12 protein-coding genes and 2 pseudogenes are annotated in these 15,527 nt (G+C 67.0%); 12 read left to right on the top strand and 2 right to left on the bottom strand.

The window, feature by feature from the left end:
- The 7 genes from ABFB10_RS20645 to gmd form a co-directional block, all read left to right on the top strand.
- A partial coding sequence (locus ABFB10_RS20645) for a sugar phosphate nucleotidyltransferase (protein ID WP_347168132.1) occupies positions 1–333 on the top strand: 333 nt, incomplete at its 5' end.
- A gap of 385 nt (positions 334–718) precedes the next feature.
- On the top strand, positions 719–1,021 hold the full coding sequence (locus ABFB10_RS20640; protein WP_347168131.1) for a hypothetical protein: 303 nt from the start codon (positions 719–721) through the stop codon (positions 1,019–1,021).
- Between the two features lie 6 nt (positions 1,022–1,027).
- On the top strand, positions 1,028–1,669 hold the full coding sequence (locus tag ABFB10_RS20635; RefSeq protein WP_347168130.1) for a glycosyltransferase family 2 protein: 642 nt from the start codon (positions 1,028–1,030) through the stop codon (positions 1,667–1,669).
- A 291-nt stretch (positions 1,670–1,960) separates the two neighbouring features.
- On the top strand, positions 1,961–2,623 hold the full coding sequence (locus ABFB10_RS20630) for a hypothetical protein (protein WP_347168129.1): 663 nt from the start codon (positions 1,961–1,963) through the stop codon (positions 2,621–2,623).
- The gene (locus ABFB10_RS20625) at positions 2,577–2,996 is read left to right on the top strand and encodes a hypothetical protein (protein WP_347168128.1); all 420 of its coding nucleotides are present in this window, start codon (positions 2,577–2,579) and stop codon (positions 2,994–2,996) included. The genes ABFB10_RS20630 and ABFB10_RS20625 overlap by 47 nt, the downstream gene beginning before the upstream one ends.
- Before the next feature lie 14 nt (positions 2,997–3,010).
- Positions 3,011–4,045 carry a glycosyltransferase family 10 domain-containing protein gene (locus ABFB10_RS20620; RefSeq protein ID WP_347168127.1) on the top strand — a complete coding sequence of 345 codons (1,035 nt, stop codon included), beginning with the start codon at positions 3,011–3,013 and terminating at the stop codon, positions 4,043–4,045.
- Positions 4,046–4,387: 342 nt separating this feature from the next.
- Positions 4,388–5,506, top strand: coding sequence for a GDP-mannose 4,6-dehydratase (gene gmd, locus ABFB10_RS20615; protein WP_347168126.1), 1,119 nt, complete (start codon positions 4,388–4,390; stop codon positions 5,504–5,506).
- 48 nt (positions 5,507–5,554) lie between these two features.
- Here the strand turns inward: gmd and ABFB10_RS20610 are convergent, their stop codons facing one another.
- Together ABFB10_RS20610 and ABFB10_RS24305 are read right to left on the bottom strand one after the other, a co-directional pair.
- Positions 5,555–6,640, bottom strand: coding sequence for a polysaccharide pyruvyl transferase family protein (locus tag ABFB10_RS20610; RefSeq protein WP_347168125.1), 1,086 nt, complete (start codon positions 6,638–6,640; stop codon positions 5,555–5,557).
- 1,324 nt (positions 6,641–7,964) lie between these two features.
- A complete protein-coding gene (locus tag ABFB10_RS24305; RefSeq protein WP_430523053.1) occupies positions 7,965–8,579 on the bottom strand; it encodes a glycosyltransferase family 2 protein in 615 nt (204 codons plus the stop codon).
- Between the two features lie 289 nt (positions 8,580–8,868).
- Here ABFB10_RS24305 and fcl point away from each other — a divergent pair.
- The 5 genes and pseudogenes from fcl to ABFB10_RS20575 all read left to right on the top strand — a co-directional run bounded on the left by fcl (position 8,869) and on the right by ABFB10_RS20575 (position 15,403).
- Positions 8,869–9,832 (top strand): annotated as a pseudogene (fcl, locus tag ABFB10_RS20595) (GDP-L-fucose synthase).
- Positions 9,833–9,875: 43 nt separating this feature from the next.
- A pseudogene (locus ABFB10_RS20590) lies at positions 9,876–11,290 on the top strand (mannose-1-phosphate guanylyltransferase/mannose-6-phosphate isomerase).
- 19 nt (positions 11,291–11,309) lie between these two features.
- Entirely contained in the window at positions 11,310–12,611 is a 1,302-nt protein-coding gene (locus ABFB10_RS20585; RefSeq protein ID WP_347168123.1) for a coiled-coil domain-containing protein, read from the top strand.
- Between the two features lie 86 nt (positions 12,612–12,697).
- A complete protein-coding gene (locus ABFB10_RS20580) occupies positions 12,698–14,305 on the top strand; it encodes a coiled-coil domain-containing protein (protein WP_347168122.1) in 1,608 nt (535 codons plus the stop codon).
- A gap of 78 nt (positions 14,306–14,383) precedes the next feature.
- Positions 14,384–15,403 carry a hypothetical protein gene (locus ABFB10_RS20575; RefSeq protein WP_347168121.1) on the top strand — a complete coding sequence of 340 codons (1,020 nt, stop codon included), beginning with the start codon at positions 14,384–14,386 and terminating at the stop codon, positions 15,401–15,403.
- The last annotated feature ends 124 nt before the right edge of the window (positions 15,404–15,527 follow it).

The raw sequence follows: 15,527 nt of genomic DNA, 5'->3' as shown, positions 1-15,527 counted from the left end.
GACAGCGAAGCGCCCGAACTTGCCGCCCGGGTCCGGCCCTCGGCCGAGGGCGAGCTGGAGATCACCGCCCTGCTCGAGATCTACCTGCGCGCGGGCAAGCTGCAGGTCGAGCGCATGGGGCGGGGCTATGCCTGGCTCGACACCGGCACCCATGCCAGCCTGCTGGACGCGGGCAACTTCGTGCGCACCCTGACCGAGCGGCAGGGGCTGCAGACCGGCTGCCCCGAGGAAATCGCCCATGCCAAGGGCTGGATCAGCGATGCGGATCTCGCGAAACGGGCCGAAATGTTCCAGAAGACCGACTATGGCCGCTATCTCGCCGCGCTGCTCTGAACCGCGGGCCGATCGCAGGCCGGACCCGGGTCCGGCCTCGGGCGGGCCGGGCCTGCGGGGGGGCAGGCCGCGGCGGTTGATCTTCGATCGCTCTGTTCTCTATATGTGATCAAGCTCTTGATCACTCACTCCATTCCCTGCGTTGAAGGAAGACCATGGACAGCATCGCCCTGGGCCCCGACGGCCAAGCCAACCACGCCATGGCCATCATGCGTCAGGAGACCCGCGAAGGGGATCTGGCCACCGATGTCCATTTCCTGCCCGGCCTCGGACCTGCACGCCGACCCGGCCCTGGAGATCAGCGGGCGCTACAGCTCGCCCGAGGGCCGCATCCTCGGAGCTGGAGACCCAGACCCATGGCCGGGGCGGCTGGTGCGGGCTGCATGTGCGCCTGCCGGCCGAGAAGCTGCATCACGTGGGCACCATCGGCTTTGCCGCGCGCATCGCCGCCCCCGAGGTCTTCGTGGCCCGCGCGGCGCTGCGCTCGGGCGGGCCCGACGGGTTCGTCGACTGCTTCTTCGACAAGCACCTGCTGTTCCGCCCCGAAGAGGCCAGCCACGTGGATGCGATCCCCGTCCACTACCGCGAACCGGTGCCGGCGGAAGCCGCCTGGCGCGAGCTGATCCTCTTTTTGCCGACCCACAGCTTCCGTCTGTCGATCATCGATCTGCGCCTCTTCGTCGTCTGAGGCGGCATGAGCCTCGGACTGGTCATTCCCGTGCGCGACGACGGCGCCGCACTGGAGCGGCTGCTGGCCGGGGCCGGCGGGCTGGGCCTCTTCGATCAGATCGTGGTGGTCGATGACGGGTCCGCCGATCCGGTCGTGACCGACCGGGCAGAGGTCATCCGCCAGGACAGCGCCACCGGCCCCGGCCCGGCCCGCAACCGCGGGCTGGACGCGATCCGGACCAGCCATGTGCTGTTCTTCGACAGCGACGACATGATCACCCCCGGCATGGTCCCGCTCTGGCGCGACCTGGCCGGGCGGGAGTTCGACTTCTGCCTGTTCCGCCACGCCGATACCCGCCGCATCGCCCGGGGCCACTGGCACCAGATGCCCCATGACGATGCGCTCTGGCGGCTGGCGGGCATGGGGGGCGCCACCTGGCGCCGGTCTCCGGGCAGGCCGCGGCCTGGCTGGCCCAGACGGCGAACTACCCCTGGAACAAGATCTACCGCACCGGCTTTCTGCAGGCCTCCGGCATCCGCTTTCCCGATCTCAGGCTGCACGAGGACGTCGCCCCCCATTGGCACAGCTTCGCCGCCGCCGGGACCATCCTCGCCTCGGACCGGATCTGCGCCAGCCATACCGTCTCGCCCGGCGGCAGCCGGATGACCAATGCCCGCGGACGTGAAAGGATCGACGCCATCGCTTCGCTGCAAGAGATCAGCGCCAGCCTGCAGGATCCTGCGCGCGCGCCCCTGCGCCACGCCTTCCGGCATTTCGCCAGCGGGCTGTTCGACTGGATCTATTACCACATCGACCCGCGGTGGCGGGCCGAGCTGCTGACCGCCGTGCGCGGCTTCTGGCAGGCCTGCCTGCCCCCCGGGGACGAGACCCGGCTGATCCGGCACGACCCCGTGCTGGCCCTGCGCATCGCCCTGCAGATGGCCGGGGGCGGGCGCCATGCTGACCTTTGCCATGGCCACCCGCGACGAGGGCCCCGAGCTGGAGCTGGCCCTGCGCGCCCTGGCCCGGGCCAGCGGCCCCGGCGACCGCCTGCTGGTCTTTCATTCCGGCGACGACCGCAGCCTGACGCGGCTGCAGGGCTTTGCCGCCGAATACCCCACGCGGACCATCCGGACCGACAGCCCGGTGGGGGGGCATCGCGACCTGCTGCGCCTCGCGCTGGACATGGCCGAGACGGAATATACCCTGGTGCTGTCGCCCAGCGACCGCCTGCAGGCCGAGGCCTTCGCCGGCCTGCGCCGGACCCTTGCGCAGACGGCGCCGGACCTCGCCCTGCTGCACAGCGCCTGGTGGCTGGCCGATGACAGCCACCCCCTGCCCCGCAGCGACAGCGCGGCCTTTGACAGCCTGCCCCCGCAGCCCGCCGCGGCGGATTGCGCCGGGCTGCTGCCGGATCCGCGCCGGCTGGTCTATCGCACCGCCGACTGGCTGGCCCGCCTCGGCCACCTGGCCCGCCGCACCGGATGCGCGCGCCTTCTACGAAAGGGCGCTGGCGGACAGCTCCGGGCTGAGCGTCACCCGCGCGCCAGCCCTGCTGCATGCCCTCACGCCCGTGGATCCGGCCCCGACCCTGCAGGCCCTGACCCATGCCCTGCGTGAGCGGCCCGAGGCCGAACGCGCCGCCTGCCTTGCCGACTGGCGGCCCGCCCCGGACGAGGCCCTGACGCTCTGCCCGCCGGGTCAAAGTGCCACCCTTCTCACCGCCCTGCCCCGGATCGTCGCCCTGCTGCCCCGCCCGCTGCGCCGGGACATGGCGCGCCAGCCCGGCCCCTTTGCCCGCCTGCTCGAAGCGCAGATCGCCGAGGGCCCCCCGGGCGCCGGGGTCACCCTGAGCCTGCAGCTCTCCGAGCAGCAGCAGCAGCGCAGCGACATCCTGGCCGCCGCCTATGGCCGGCTGCGCGCCGATCTCGACCTGGCCCTGCCGGGGCCGGCCTATCTGCACGATCTCTACACGCGCCTGCGCGCGCTCTGACGCTCCGGGGGCCCATGCTCAAGGTCTATAAATCCGGCCCTCACGGCATTCGCACGCCGCTCAGCTACCCCGCGCTCTGGCCGCTGTTCCAGGACCGGATCACGCTGGTCGACCGCCCGTCCCGGGCCGATCTCTGCGTCTTTGCCCATGTGCTCGATATCCAGGATGCCCCCTACGAGGTGATCGCGGATTGGCGCGCGCGCCAACCGCCCGTGGTGCTGCTGTCCGAGGAACCCTTCTGGGACACGATCTGGGGCGGGCGCCCGCTGGATCCGGTGATCTACGTGGAAACCGCCTGGGGGGCCCTGCCGGTCCGGCAGCTGAACCATTGCACCAGCGCGATCTACCGGTTCCGGCGCATCCCCTACTACCTGCTGACCAACCACCGCTTTGCCAATGCCTACCGCTACCGCTTTGCCCGCAATGCCGCGCGCCCGGCAGCGGACTGGCAGCAGGATTTCGCCCGCCGCCCGGTCGATCTGACCTTCATGTTCGAACGCCGCGCCGCACGGCACCACTGGGTGGAATGGCCCGGGGCCGACCTGACGGGCCTGTGCTCTCGGCGCACCGACCTGGCCGAGGCCTGCACCACCGGCGTGGTCGAGCGCCTGGGCCAAAGCTGGCAGGGCGGGCAGAGCCGCTTCGCGCTGAGCACCGACTGGCACATGGACAAGCTGACGCGCCTCGACGGGCGCGCCCGCCTGATGGGGGCGCTGGAGAACACCCACCACCCCGATTACATCACCGAGAAAGTCTTTGACGCCTTCGCCTGCGGATCGCTGCCGGTCTACTGGGCCAGCCCCGGGCATCGCATCCACGAGTTGGGCCTGCCGGAGGGATCCCGGGTCAACCTCTGGGGAATGACGCCGGAGGACGGGGCAGCGCATCTGCAGGACCGCGCGCGGCATCAGGACGCCAAGGCGGTCCGGGAGGCCAATGTCAGGCTTCAGGCGCTGTTCTCGGAGCCGCAGCACTGGCTGGCAGAGCGCCGCCGGGTGCAAAGCGCCCTTGTCGCCGAACTGGAGCAGGCCTGCGCGCGCCCTGCCTGAGGGCATCGGCGGCCCCCCGCCGACGCGCAGGGCGGCGAGAGAGACGGCGGGCCCCGTCCTTCCGGGGTCGGGTTTGCCGGCATCCCGATCCCGGGCCTCGGGCCGAAGGCATCGGCGCCCCGCTTTTCGTCTGCGGCGTCATGAGTGCCGCCGCACCGCGGGCATAGGGCCGCCATCCTGCCCTCACATCGCTGGCCCCTCCCGGTTGCGGCTGAACCGGGTTCGCGGGGTCGATGCGCCGCGGATCAGGCCGCAGGCGGGCTTCGCCGCCCCCCGCTCCGACCTATTCGGAGTTGCTTTTCCCCCCGGTTTTGGGGCACTTGGCCCAAAAGGAGTTTTGGTTTGGCACGCAAAGCATTGATCACCGGCATTACAGGTCAGGACGGATCCTACCTGGCGGAATTCCTTCTGGAAAAAGGCTACGAGGTCCACGGCATCAAGCGCCGCGCCTCGCTGTTCAACACACAGCGCGTGGACCACATCTACCAGGACCCGCATACCAACAATCAGAACTTCCAGCTGCATTACGGCGACCTGACCGATACCTCGAACCTGACGCGCATCATCCAGGAGGTGCAGCCGGACGAAGTATACAACCTCGGCGCCCAGTCCCACGTCGCGGTCAGCTTCGAAGCCCCGGAATACACCGCGGACGTCGACGGCATCGGCACCCTGCGCCTGCTGGAAGCGATCCGTTTCCTGGGCCTGGAAAAGAAGACCCGCTTCTACCAGGCCTCGACCTCCGAACTCTACGGCCTGGTGCAGGAAATCCCGCAGCGCGAGACGACGCCCTTCTATCCGCGCTCGCCCTATGCGGTGGCCAAGCTGTATTCCTACTGGATCACGGTGAACTACCGCGAGGCCTATGGCATGTATGCCTGCAACGGCATCCTGTTTAACCACGAAAGCCCGCGCCGCGGCGAAACCTTCGTGACCCGCAAGATCACCCGCGGCCTGGCCAACATCTCGCAGGGGCTGGAAGAATGCCTCTACATGGGCAACATCGACAGCCTGCGCGACTGGGGCCACGCCAAGGACTACGTGCGGATGCAGTGGATGATGCTGCAGCAGGACGCGGCCGAGGATTTCGTGATCGCCACCGGCCTGCAATATTCCGTGCGCGCCTTCATCCGCTGGTCCGCCGCCGAGCTGGGCATCGAGCTGGAGTTCACCGGCGAGGGCGTGGACGAGATCGCCACCGTCGTTTCGGTCGACAACAGCATCTCCCCCGCCCTCAAGCCGGGCGACGTGATCCTGCGCATCGACCCCCGCTATTTCCGCCCCGCCGAGGTGGAAACGCTGCTGGGCGATCCGGCCAAGGCCAAGGCCAAACTTGGCTGGGAACCGGAGATCACCGCACAGGAGATGTGTGCCGAGATGGTCGCGGAAGACCTGAAGACCGCCCGTCGCCATGCCTTGCTGAAAGAGCACGGGATGGAGATGGCGGTTAGTTTGGAGTGACGAGACAGGGCGCTTCCTGCGATTTCAGGAAGCGCCCGCCTTGCCTGATCAAGTGATCAAGTTCGTAGGTATATCGAACGCACTAAAGACCTTTTCCATACGCCTTGAAAGCTCAAGCCTTCGGCTGGCGTAAGAAAGAGGATCATAATCGATCCGCTCCCAGGCGTCCTGAACGGTTTCACACTTGTCCAAGAACTCCTCAATTCCGATGGAGGGCAATGCCATCGTATCCGACAGTTCCCGGGTGCGGCTATCATGGGTGATCCAGAGCGCTGGTGTGCCAGACTGCCAAGCGACCATGTTCCCATGCAAACGCAGCCCCACGGAAAAATCAAAATGGCTGCTGTCCTCGAGCCATTGGTCCACCGAATAATACGTACGCAGCTTAACCGCGACAAACTCCCGGAACGCCTCCAGGTCATCGTTGGGCATTAGCGTCTTTTGCAGGCTGCCTTCAAAGTTCTCCGCCACCTCATCGGTTGAAAACGGGTTGTTCTGCCGTAGGTACTTGATCATGCTCGGCACCGCTTGCTGCACCATGATCGCGCGTCCGCATTGCGTCCAGGACACCAGCCGACACTCGACTTTCTTCTTGATGGCCTTCTTCGGCCAAGGTTCGTCGGCATGGGTGATGAACGACCGCATCGGGCTGGCGAGCTTGGCCGCGATCATGTCGGGAAAATCCGGGGCAGGGTTGATGAAGTTCGAGGGGCAGCCTGTAATCTCGAAATTGCCGATCCCGTAGCGCTCCAGTACGCGCGCGGTAAACTCGCCGCGAATGGACACTTTGGGGCTGCGTTCGCGGATCAGGTCCAGCAGACGCAAGATGCTGGGATGAAAGTCGAAGCTGGCCTTTTCAAAATCATCAGCCTGTGCCCCCAACCCCACAAACAGCAAGGGCAGCTCAGTGCGCTCTAGAAAACTGACGTAATTTGAAAAATCGAAGCCTTCTCGCAAAAAGTTAGCGGAAGGAACAACCAAAACACGCGCCGTTTCCCTGACCTTCTCCGGAGCCCAAGGAATGTCCGATCCGACCACCTGAATGGATTCATCGATGAGGCGGGATACTGCGTATTGAAATACCAAATTTCCGCAGTTCTGCCCCACCTTTTGCATCGCGGTATTCGTATCCATAAACGAAACACCCGGGACATGGCCCAATGTCCCTGACAAGGCTACTCCGCGTACGTCACTGTGCGCCATCATTCAGAAATCCACCCCGCTCACTTCCATTTTCACCTGATTGGGCGACAGCCGCGTCGCCAGCTCCGTGAACGAACTCCAGTTCGACCCCAGCAGCAACGGCGCAGCCCCCAGCAGCATCGCATCCGCCAGCGCATAGTGCAGCTGCTCCGCCGACCGGTCGTAAAGAGAGCGCTGCAGATAGGCAACCCGACCCCCGTAGACCTGAGTGAAGGCCTCGTAGGTTTCGGGCATGTCGGCGGCAACGAAGATCCGCTCGGCGCGGCCTTCCCCGATCAGCGCATCGAGGCGCGCCATGAAGTGCGAATAATGGCTTTTCTCGCGCCAGTGGTTGATCGCGGCATGGCCTTCGGCGGTCCAGTTCTCGGCGCGGTCATAACTTGCGTTATCCGACCCCGGCGCGCCCACCATCCGCACATGCGCGCTGACGGCGTTGGGGGTCCGGACCGAGGCCACCAGGTCGCGCACGGCCTCGACCGGCGTCAGCCCGCGCAGAAAGCGGTTTTCCGCCTCCCAGGTCGAGGGCGCGGCGTTCAGCACATAGGCGGCGCGGGCGTAGATATCGCCGCCCCAGCTCAGATCCAGAGGCGCATCCTTCTGCGCGCCCTCCTCGATCTCCATGTAGTTGTACACCAGGCACCCCCGCCCCCAGGCCTGCTGGACGAAGGCCTCTTCGATGACGGCGCCCTTGTAGTCGAAGAGATCCGACAGCCGTCCCTCGCAGTGGTGATCCGGCTCCCAGACGACCACGAGTTCGCGATCCGTCGCCTCGGCGATGGCCGCCGCCGAGCCCATGGCCCGCATGCGGTTGCCCAGCCCGTGCTGCGCATCGATGAACAGCCGCGGACGGGAAGAGACGATCCGGGGCGCCTCGGGCCGCTGTGCGGCGCGGGCGATCAGATCGGGCCCGATCTCGGCCCCGGGGCGATCCAGCAGGCCCGGAAGCGCCTCTCGCGGCACCGACAGAATGGATGGACCGAAGCGCCAGGAGGCCATCTCGGCCAGCGCGTAGTGCCCGGCGTCCTCCCAGACCGGATCGGGCACCGGATGCGGAACCTCGCCCGCACGCGCCATTGTCACGACCGGCCCCCGGCTGCCCAGAATCCGGAACGGCAGAAGCTGTCGGTCCCGGTTCCACAGGGGCATGACATGGGCCAGAAAGCGATTCCGGCGGATGCAGTACATCGTGCCCGAGGTGATGTCGCCCAGGGCCGTGCCGGGCGCCGCCCGGTCGCCGCCGCCGATCCGCTCTGCGTCACTGTGGTCCTGATGGTGGATCGTGTTGCCCGCCACGTCGATCCGCCGGGCGCCGATGTCGATCAGCCGATGGTACAGATCGTCGTCGTCCCAGCCATAGGTGGTGATGAATTCGTTGAACCCCGCCACCTCGGACAGAACGTCCCGGGTGACGAAGAAGAACCCGTTCACATGCGCCTGTCCCGGCTCGGCTCGTCCGCCAGTTGCCGGCAACGAAACTGCGGGCCGGCAGAGGGTTGCGCGCGAAGAAATCGGGCATCAGCAGCAGGTCGGCATCGACCTTGAGGATCTTGTCGAAACGCGCGGCCCGGAACCCCGCGTTGAAGGCATAGGACAGGATCCAGCGCGCCTCTCCGTCCACCCGCAGGATCCGGATGCGCGGGTCGTCGATGCCCTGCTCACGCAGGCTCTGTGCGACGGGCACGTCGGACGACCAGTCCACGATGATGACTTCCGAGATTTCCGTGAACCCAAGCCAGGACCGGAGCGCGGACAGCAGGTTTTCGGTCCTGTTCATCGCGCAGGTGACGACGGAAATGCCCTCTGCGCCCTCGGATGTGATCGCGGGAAGCGTATCGGCGTCCTCACCCGCGCCCGCGCCGACCCAGTGCAACCGGGGCCTCGATCTGCAAAGTGTCCAGGACCTGCTCCAGGATCCGCTTCCGTGCCGCAGAGCCATCCTCCGCAACGAACTGCCCCAGTCTTGTCAGCGCATGCGCGCGCTCCTGCTCGTCGAGAGTGGACTGGATGGCAGCCAGATCTCGCCAAAAGTCAGTTAGTTTCACAACCATTGAAAATCTTCATGTAATCCCTGAACCTATTGAGAACACTAAGCACATTGATCCATGGAGTTCGAGGGCGATCTTGTATATTTCCGTGGTTGAAAGCCTGAGAGAGAGCCAATGAGAATTTTCCTAGCAGGACACCGCGGCATGGTCGGCGGCGCGATCCTGAGACGCCTCGGCGCCACCGCAGACAGCGACGTCATCACCCGCACCTCCGCAGAGCTCGACCTCAGGGACCAGTCGCGCGTCCGCGCCTTTTTCCAGAAGGAACGCCCCGACGCCGTCATCCTCGCCGCCGCCAAGGTCGGCGGCATCCACGCCAACAACACCTACCCGGCGGATTTCATCTACGAAAACCTGATGATCGAGTGCAACGTGATCCACCAGGCCTTCGCCGCCGGCGTGGGCAGGCTGCTGCAGCTGGGCTCCTCCTGCATCTATCCCAAGGCCGCCCCGCAACCGATGGCGGAAGACGCCCTTCTGACCGGCCCGCTGGAACCCACCAACGAGCCCTACGCCATCGCCAAGATCGCCGGGATCAAGCTCTGCGAAAGCTACAACCGGCAGCACGGTGTCGACTATCGCTCGGTGATGCCCACCAACCTCTACGGGCCGGGCGACAATTTTCACCCCGAGAATTCGCACGTCCTGCCCGCGCTCATCCGCCGCTTCCACGAGGCCAAGGAACAGGGCGCGCCCGCCGTCACCATCTGGGGCTCCGGGACACCCCGGCGCGAATTCCTGCATGTGGACGACATGGCCGAGGCCTCTCTTTTCGTGATGGACCTGCCCCGCGCGGTCTATGACCGCGAAACCGACCCCATGCTGAGCCACATCAATGTCGGCACCGGATCGGATGTCACGATCCTCGGAACTGGCCCGGATCGTGGCCCGGGCTGTCGGTTTCGAGGGCGAGATCCACACCGACCCGTCGAAACCGGACGGGACGATGCGGAAGCTGATGAATGTCGACCGGCTGTCGCGGCTGGGGTGGCAGGCAAGCATCGCGCTCGGGGACGGGATCGGCACCACCTATCAATGGTTTCTCGACCAGCAGGACGCCGGCACCCTGCGCCTGTAACCCCCCTGCCCTTCCGAACCACACATGTTTCAAGAGCATATATATGATCACACCCATTCTTCTCTGCGGCGGCTCCGGTACCCGGCTCTGGCCCCTCTCGCGTAAATCCTACCCCAAGCAGTTCGTGCCTCTGGTGGGCGACAGGACCCTGTTCCAGGCCTCGGCGGAACGGCTGTCCGGCAGCGCATTCGACAGGCCCCTGGTGCTGACGAACAACGACTTCCGCTTCATCGTCACCGAACAGCTGTCCGAGATCGGCATCGACCCCGGCGCCGTGCTGATCGAACCCGAGGGGCGCAATACCGCCCCCGCCATCCTGGCCGCCGCGCTCTATCTCGAGCAGAGCAACCCGGATGCGCTGATGCTGATCGCGCCCTCCGATCACGTGATCCCCGACCCCGAGGCCTTCCGCGCCGCCGTCGAAAAGGGCACCGAGGCCGCCCGGAACGGCCAGATCGTCACCTTCGGCATCACCCCGACCCACGGCGAAACCGGCTATGGCTACCTGGAACTCTCCGAGGCGCCCGGCGACAGCGCCATCGCGCTCAAGCGCTTCGTGGAAAAACCCGATGCCGCCCGCGCCGAAGAGATGGTCGCCTCGGGCATGTACCTGTGGAACGCGGGGATCTTCCTGTTCTCCGTCGGCACGATCCTGAACGCCTTCCGCACCCTGGCCCCCGAGCTGGTGCCCCCCGTGGCACAATCCGTCTCCGAGGCGAAAAGCGATCTGGGCTTCCTGCGCCTCGGCCCCCGAGCCCTGGTCCGGGGCCGGGGACATCTCGATCGACTACGCGATCATGGAACGCAGCGACGGGCTGTCGGTCGTCCCCTTCTCGACCGGCTGGTCCGACCTGGGCGGCTGGGACGCGGTCTGGCGCGAAAGCGCCCAGGACGCCCGCGGCGTGGCCACCAGCGGCACGGCGACGGCCATCGACTGCGAGAACACGCTGCTGCGCTCGGAAGACGACCGGGTCGAGCTGGTGGGCCTCGGGGCTCAGGAACGTCATCACCGTGGCCACGCCGGATGCGGTGCTGGTGGCCGATGCCTCGCGCGCGCAGGACGTGAAACTGGCGGTGGCCGCGCTCAAGGCGAAATCCGCCAAGCAGGCCACCATGTTCCCCAAGGATCACCGCCCCTGGGGCTGGTTCGAAAGCCTGGTGGTGGGCAACCGCTTCCAGGTCAAGCGCATCCACGTGCATCCCGGCGCCGCGCTGTCGCTGCAAAGCCACCACCACCGCTCCGAGCACTGGATCGTGGTGGAAGGCACCGCCCGCGTGACCATCGACGAGGAGGTCAGGCTGGTGACCGAGAACCAGTCCGTCTACATTCCGCTGGGGGCCGTTCACCGCATGGAGAACCCCGGCAAGGTGCCCATGGTGCTGATCGAGGTACAGACCGGCAGCTATCTCGGCGAGGACGACATCCTTCGCTACGAAGACATCTACGCCCGCACCTGACCCCGCCGAGGACATCGCCATGACGAATGACAGCCCCCGCCTCGTGGTGCATGCCCTGCCGGGCGCACAAGCCCGGAAGATCGCCACCGCGCTGACCGGCCTCATCGGCCCGGACGGCACGGAACAGGGGCCGGCGCTCTCGGCGCAGGACGCCGCCAGACAGCTCTCCGCCGACCCCGAGGCCGGGCTCTGCCTGCTTTACGAAGACCCGGTCCGCGCGCTCTGCGCCGCGATGTCCGCCCAGGAGGACATCGCCGCCGTCCTGCAGAACTGGACAGCCGCCACGGGCCAGGCGCTGGACCTGCATCGCCACAACAGAAAGCGATCGACGATCTACGAGGCGGCGCACCTGCAGCGGTTCGCCGCCGCCGGCCTGGCCCGGCTGGGGGTCGAGGCCGACAGCCGCCTGCTGGGCGATATCCCGGACACCGCGCCCCCCAGCCCGCTGGCCTATATCATGGCCCAGGCCATTCTGGCAGAAGACCAGGACGCCCGGGCCGCGCATGACGAACTGGTGGCCAGCACACAGACACTGTCCAACGAAGAGGATCCGGCCCCCGCCGACCTGGCCCTTCAGGCCTATGCGGCCCTGCGCGACAAACAGGACACGGTGGAATCGCTGCAAAGACAGGCCATGGACACCAGCCACGACCTCGGCCAGCAGCTGGCAAGGAAAACCGCCCACGTCGAGCTGCTGCTCTCGCATCAGGCGGATATAGTCGCCGACATGGAAGAGCTGCGGGACGGCTTGCAAACGAGCGCCCTCACGGCAGAACAGGAAGCGGAACAGGAAAAGGCGGGCCTGCAGGCACAGCTTCAGACCGCGTCCGATGCGCATGCCCAGCTGATGGCCCAGCAGGCGGCGATGATCGCCGACATGGAAGAGCTTCAGGAAAAGCTGGAGCAGAACGGCCGCGCGGCGGAACAGGAAAAGGCGGGCATCCGGGAAAAACTGGATGCAGCCTCCGCACGCAATAGCTTGCTGGCCGACCAGCAGGCTGCCATGCTCTCGGACATGCAGAAACTGGAGCAGGAAATGGACGCCAGGGAGGTCCGCGCCATGGGCATCCAGCACAGCCTTCGGGTCCAATTGAAAGCCGTGGAAGAGACCGGGGACCGCGTCCTGCTTGAACGGGATCAAAGAACCGCAGAGCTCAAGGCCGCCCTTGAAACGCAGGCACAGACCGCCGCGGCCCTGACCCGGCGCGACGAGGATCTGACCATGGCCCGCAGGGAAATCGACCGGATCATGGGCTCTCGCTCGATGCGCCTGACCGGGTCGCTGCGCAAGATCGCCGGCCTTCTGCGGGGGCGCCGCTGACATGCGCGAAAGCCTCAGAACCGACACCCCTGCCCTTCTCGAGGCGACCGAGACATTCGCAACCGCGCTCTATGTGGGGCCGGGGCTTGAAGCCCTCGCCGCGTCGCTGTCGGGGACGCAGGCAGACCGGCTCGTGGCTTTCGCCCTTCCGAGCCGCGGCAAAGGCGCTGCGCGCCCCGACCGCCAGCGCGCCGCTTGCCCGGATCGAGATCCACCCTGCCCTGCTGTCGCGCAGCAGCGGTACGGCCAGCCTGCAGGACTTCAACATCAAGGGCTATGCCGCCCTGCGACCGGCCACCGGCCTCAAGCGGATTTTTCCCGGGCTGCGCGAAACGCGCCAGACCAGTATCGATACGATCTCTCCCTCCGAGGCCCTGGAACAGGCCCGGCTGGAAGGAAGCGACAACCTGCTGATCCTCGGCGCATCCGGCTTTGAAATGGAGGTTCTGGACGCGGTCCTGCCCACCAAGGGGCAGCCGCCCTTCTCGCGCATCGTCCTGATGCTGCCGGATGCGGTCCTTTACGAGGGCGGCAGCACCGGCGCCGCCCTTGCCACGCGTCTGGAGCAGGCCGGCTATCGCCGCAGCAGGACCGACAGCTCCGATCCCGACATGCCGGTCGCCGCCTTCGACCTTGACCGCGCCGGCCAGGAGGCGCGCATGGTGCTGGCCGAACGGGACCGCATCATCGCCGCGCTGACCGACAGGCTCGATCGGCTCGCGGACGACCTGAAAGAGGTCCAGGCCCAACGCGACCGCGCCCTCACCGACGCCGAGACCGCCCTCGCCGCAGCCCGCGCCGAGGCGAAGGGCCTGCGCCGGGAGCTGGACCAGGCACAGGCCGCGGCGCAAGATCTCCGGCAGCAGAACGCGGCGCTCACGGCGGCACGGGCCGAGTTACAGGCCGATGCAGAGGCGGAACGGGCGGATCTCGCAGAGATCACCGCCGAAAAGGATACCGCCCAGCACAGGCTCGGCGATCTGGAAGGCGCCCTCGCCGCAGCCCGCGCCGAGGCGGAGGGCCTGCGCCAGGAGCTGGACCAGGCACAGGCCGCGGCGCAAGATCTCCGGCAGCAGAACGCGGCGCTCACGGCGGCACGGGCCGAGTCACAGGCCGATGCAGAGGCGGAACGGGCGGACCTCGCAGAGATCACCGCCGAAAAGGATACCGCCCAGCACGGACTCGGCGATCTGGAAGGCGCCCTCGCCGCAGCCCGCGCCGAGGCAGAGGGCCTGCGCCAGGAGCTGGACCAGGCACAGGCCGCGGCGCAAGATCTCCGGCAGCAGAACGCGGCGCTCACGGCGGCACGGGCCGAGTCACAGGCCGATGCAGAGGCGGAGCGGGCGGATCTCGCAGAGATCACCGCCGAAAAGGATACCGCCCAGCACAGGCTCGGCGATCTGGAAGGCGCCCTCGCCGCAGCCCGCGCCGAGGCGGAGGGCCTGCACCGAGGAGGTGGACCAGGCCCGGGCCAAATGCCGCGAACTGGAAGACTGGATCGAAACCTCCAAGGTCCAGCACGGGGCCGCCCTCGCAAAAGCCGCCGAAACCGCGTCTTCCACCCAGCGCGCCAGGACCAAGGCCGAAGAGGATCTGACCCTTGCGCTGCGCCTGCAGGGCCTCAGAGAGACGGATCTGGACGAGCTGAAGGACAGGTACCGGGCCCTGAAGGCGGAGAACGATCAGCTGGCTGACCTGCTCAGGAGCACGCTGCACAGCCTGACCTTCCTGCAGGGCAAGAAACAGGGCGGCAAGAAGACCGCGAAACGCACATGACAGCGGCCCCCGACAAGCTTCTGCACGCGGCGCTGCAGGCGCTGGAACAGGCCGCCCCCGCGCGGGTCAGGGACATGTCCGGTCTGGCCCCGCCCGGAGATCGGGCAGAGGCCCGCAAGGCCCTGCAGGAGTCGCTCAAGGCTGCGGCGCGGCTGCTGGCGGACAGGCCCGCCAAGCCGGTCCTGCGCACCCTGCACCACCTGGCCTGCACCGGCGGCACGGTCATTTCCAAAGCCGTCGCGACCCAGCCGAATGTGGCCCTGCTCAGCGAGGTGGACCCCTTCAGCCCCCTGGGCCACGCCCATCCCTTTCGCCCGACGGATATGATCGGGCTGGCCAAGATCGGCTCGCGCGCGGTCAGCAGCGATACACAGGCCAGGCTGTTCAAGGCCAGCCTGGACGTGCTGGTGCAGGAAAACGCGGACAGGGGCAGCTACCTTGTGCTGCGCGACCACAGCCACGGCAAATACACCTATGGCGAGGACATCGGCAGCTACCCCGGCCTGCGTGATTTCCTGAGCGATGCCTACGATCTCAGATCCGCCGTCACGGTGCGCGATCCCATCGACAGCTATCTCTCGCTTCGGAGAAACGGCTGGGTCCATTGTCAGCCCGCCACCTTCGACGAATATTGCCGGCGCATGCTGGTGTTCCTGGACGACCACGCCGGCGTGCCGCTCATCCGCTACGAGGATTTCATCACCGACCCGCAGAAAGGCGGAAGCGCCCTGTGCCGGGCGCTGGCGCTGCCGTTCAATCCCGACTTTCCCCACCTGATGCCGGCTCGTTTCGCTGTCCGGCGACAGCGGGCGCAAGGGGAACAGGCTGGCGCTCCGCCCGCGCTACGAGATCCCCGAGGATCAGGCCCGGGACATCCGCGACAGCCCCAACCACGCGGTCCTGGCCGAGCGTCTGGGCTATTCTACCGCGCTGGCCCCGCCTGCATAAGCCGCGCCTCTAGGGCGATCCGTGCCCCGGCCTCCTCTTCCAGCATCGTCTGCGCCACCATCAGCTGATCCCTGAGCAGGGCGACCTGTGCGGCCAGGTCTTCCCCCGGGGCCGCGGCGATATCCCCCTCTCCCGCTTCGACCGTCTTTTTATCGAGCAAACCCATCCTCTGCCCTCACTGACACCCCATTC

The sequence above is a fragment of the Ponticoccus litoralis genome, from assembly GCF_039769985.1.
Lineage (GTDB): Bacteria > Pseudomonadota > Alphaproteobacteria > Rhodobacterales > Rhodobacteraceae > Ponticoccus > Ponticoccus litoralis.
Note: the sequence above shows the minus strand (reverse complement) of the source record. Positions and strands in the feature narration are given on the sequence as shown.

Coding starts and splice junctions, on each gene's coding strand:
- ABFB10_RS20620 (WP_347168127.1), top strand. CDS start 3,011: ATGCTCAAGGTCTATAAATCCGGCCCTCACGGCATTCGCACGCCGCTC.
- ABFB10_RS20585 (WP_347168123.1), top strand. CDS start 11,310: ATGACGAATGACAGCCCCCGCCTCGTGGTGCATGCCCTGCCGGGCGCA.
- ABFB10_RS20630 (WP_347168129.1), top strand. CDS start 1,961: ATGCTGACCTTTGCCATGGCCACCCGCGACGAGGGCCCCGAGCTGGAG.
- ABFB10_RS20575 (WP_347168121.1), top strand. CDS start 14,384: ATGACAGCGGCCCCCGACAAGCTTCTGCACGCGGCGCTGCAGGCGCTG.
- ABFB10_RS20635 (WP_347168130.1), top strand. CDS start 1,028: ATGAGCCTCGGACTGGTCATTCCCGTGCGCGACGACGGCGCCGCACTG.
- ABFB10_RS20610 (WP_347168125.1), bottom strand. CDS start 6,640: ATGGATACGAATACCGCGATGCAAAAGGTGGGGCAGAACTGCGGAAAT.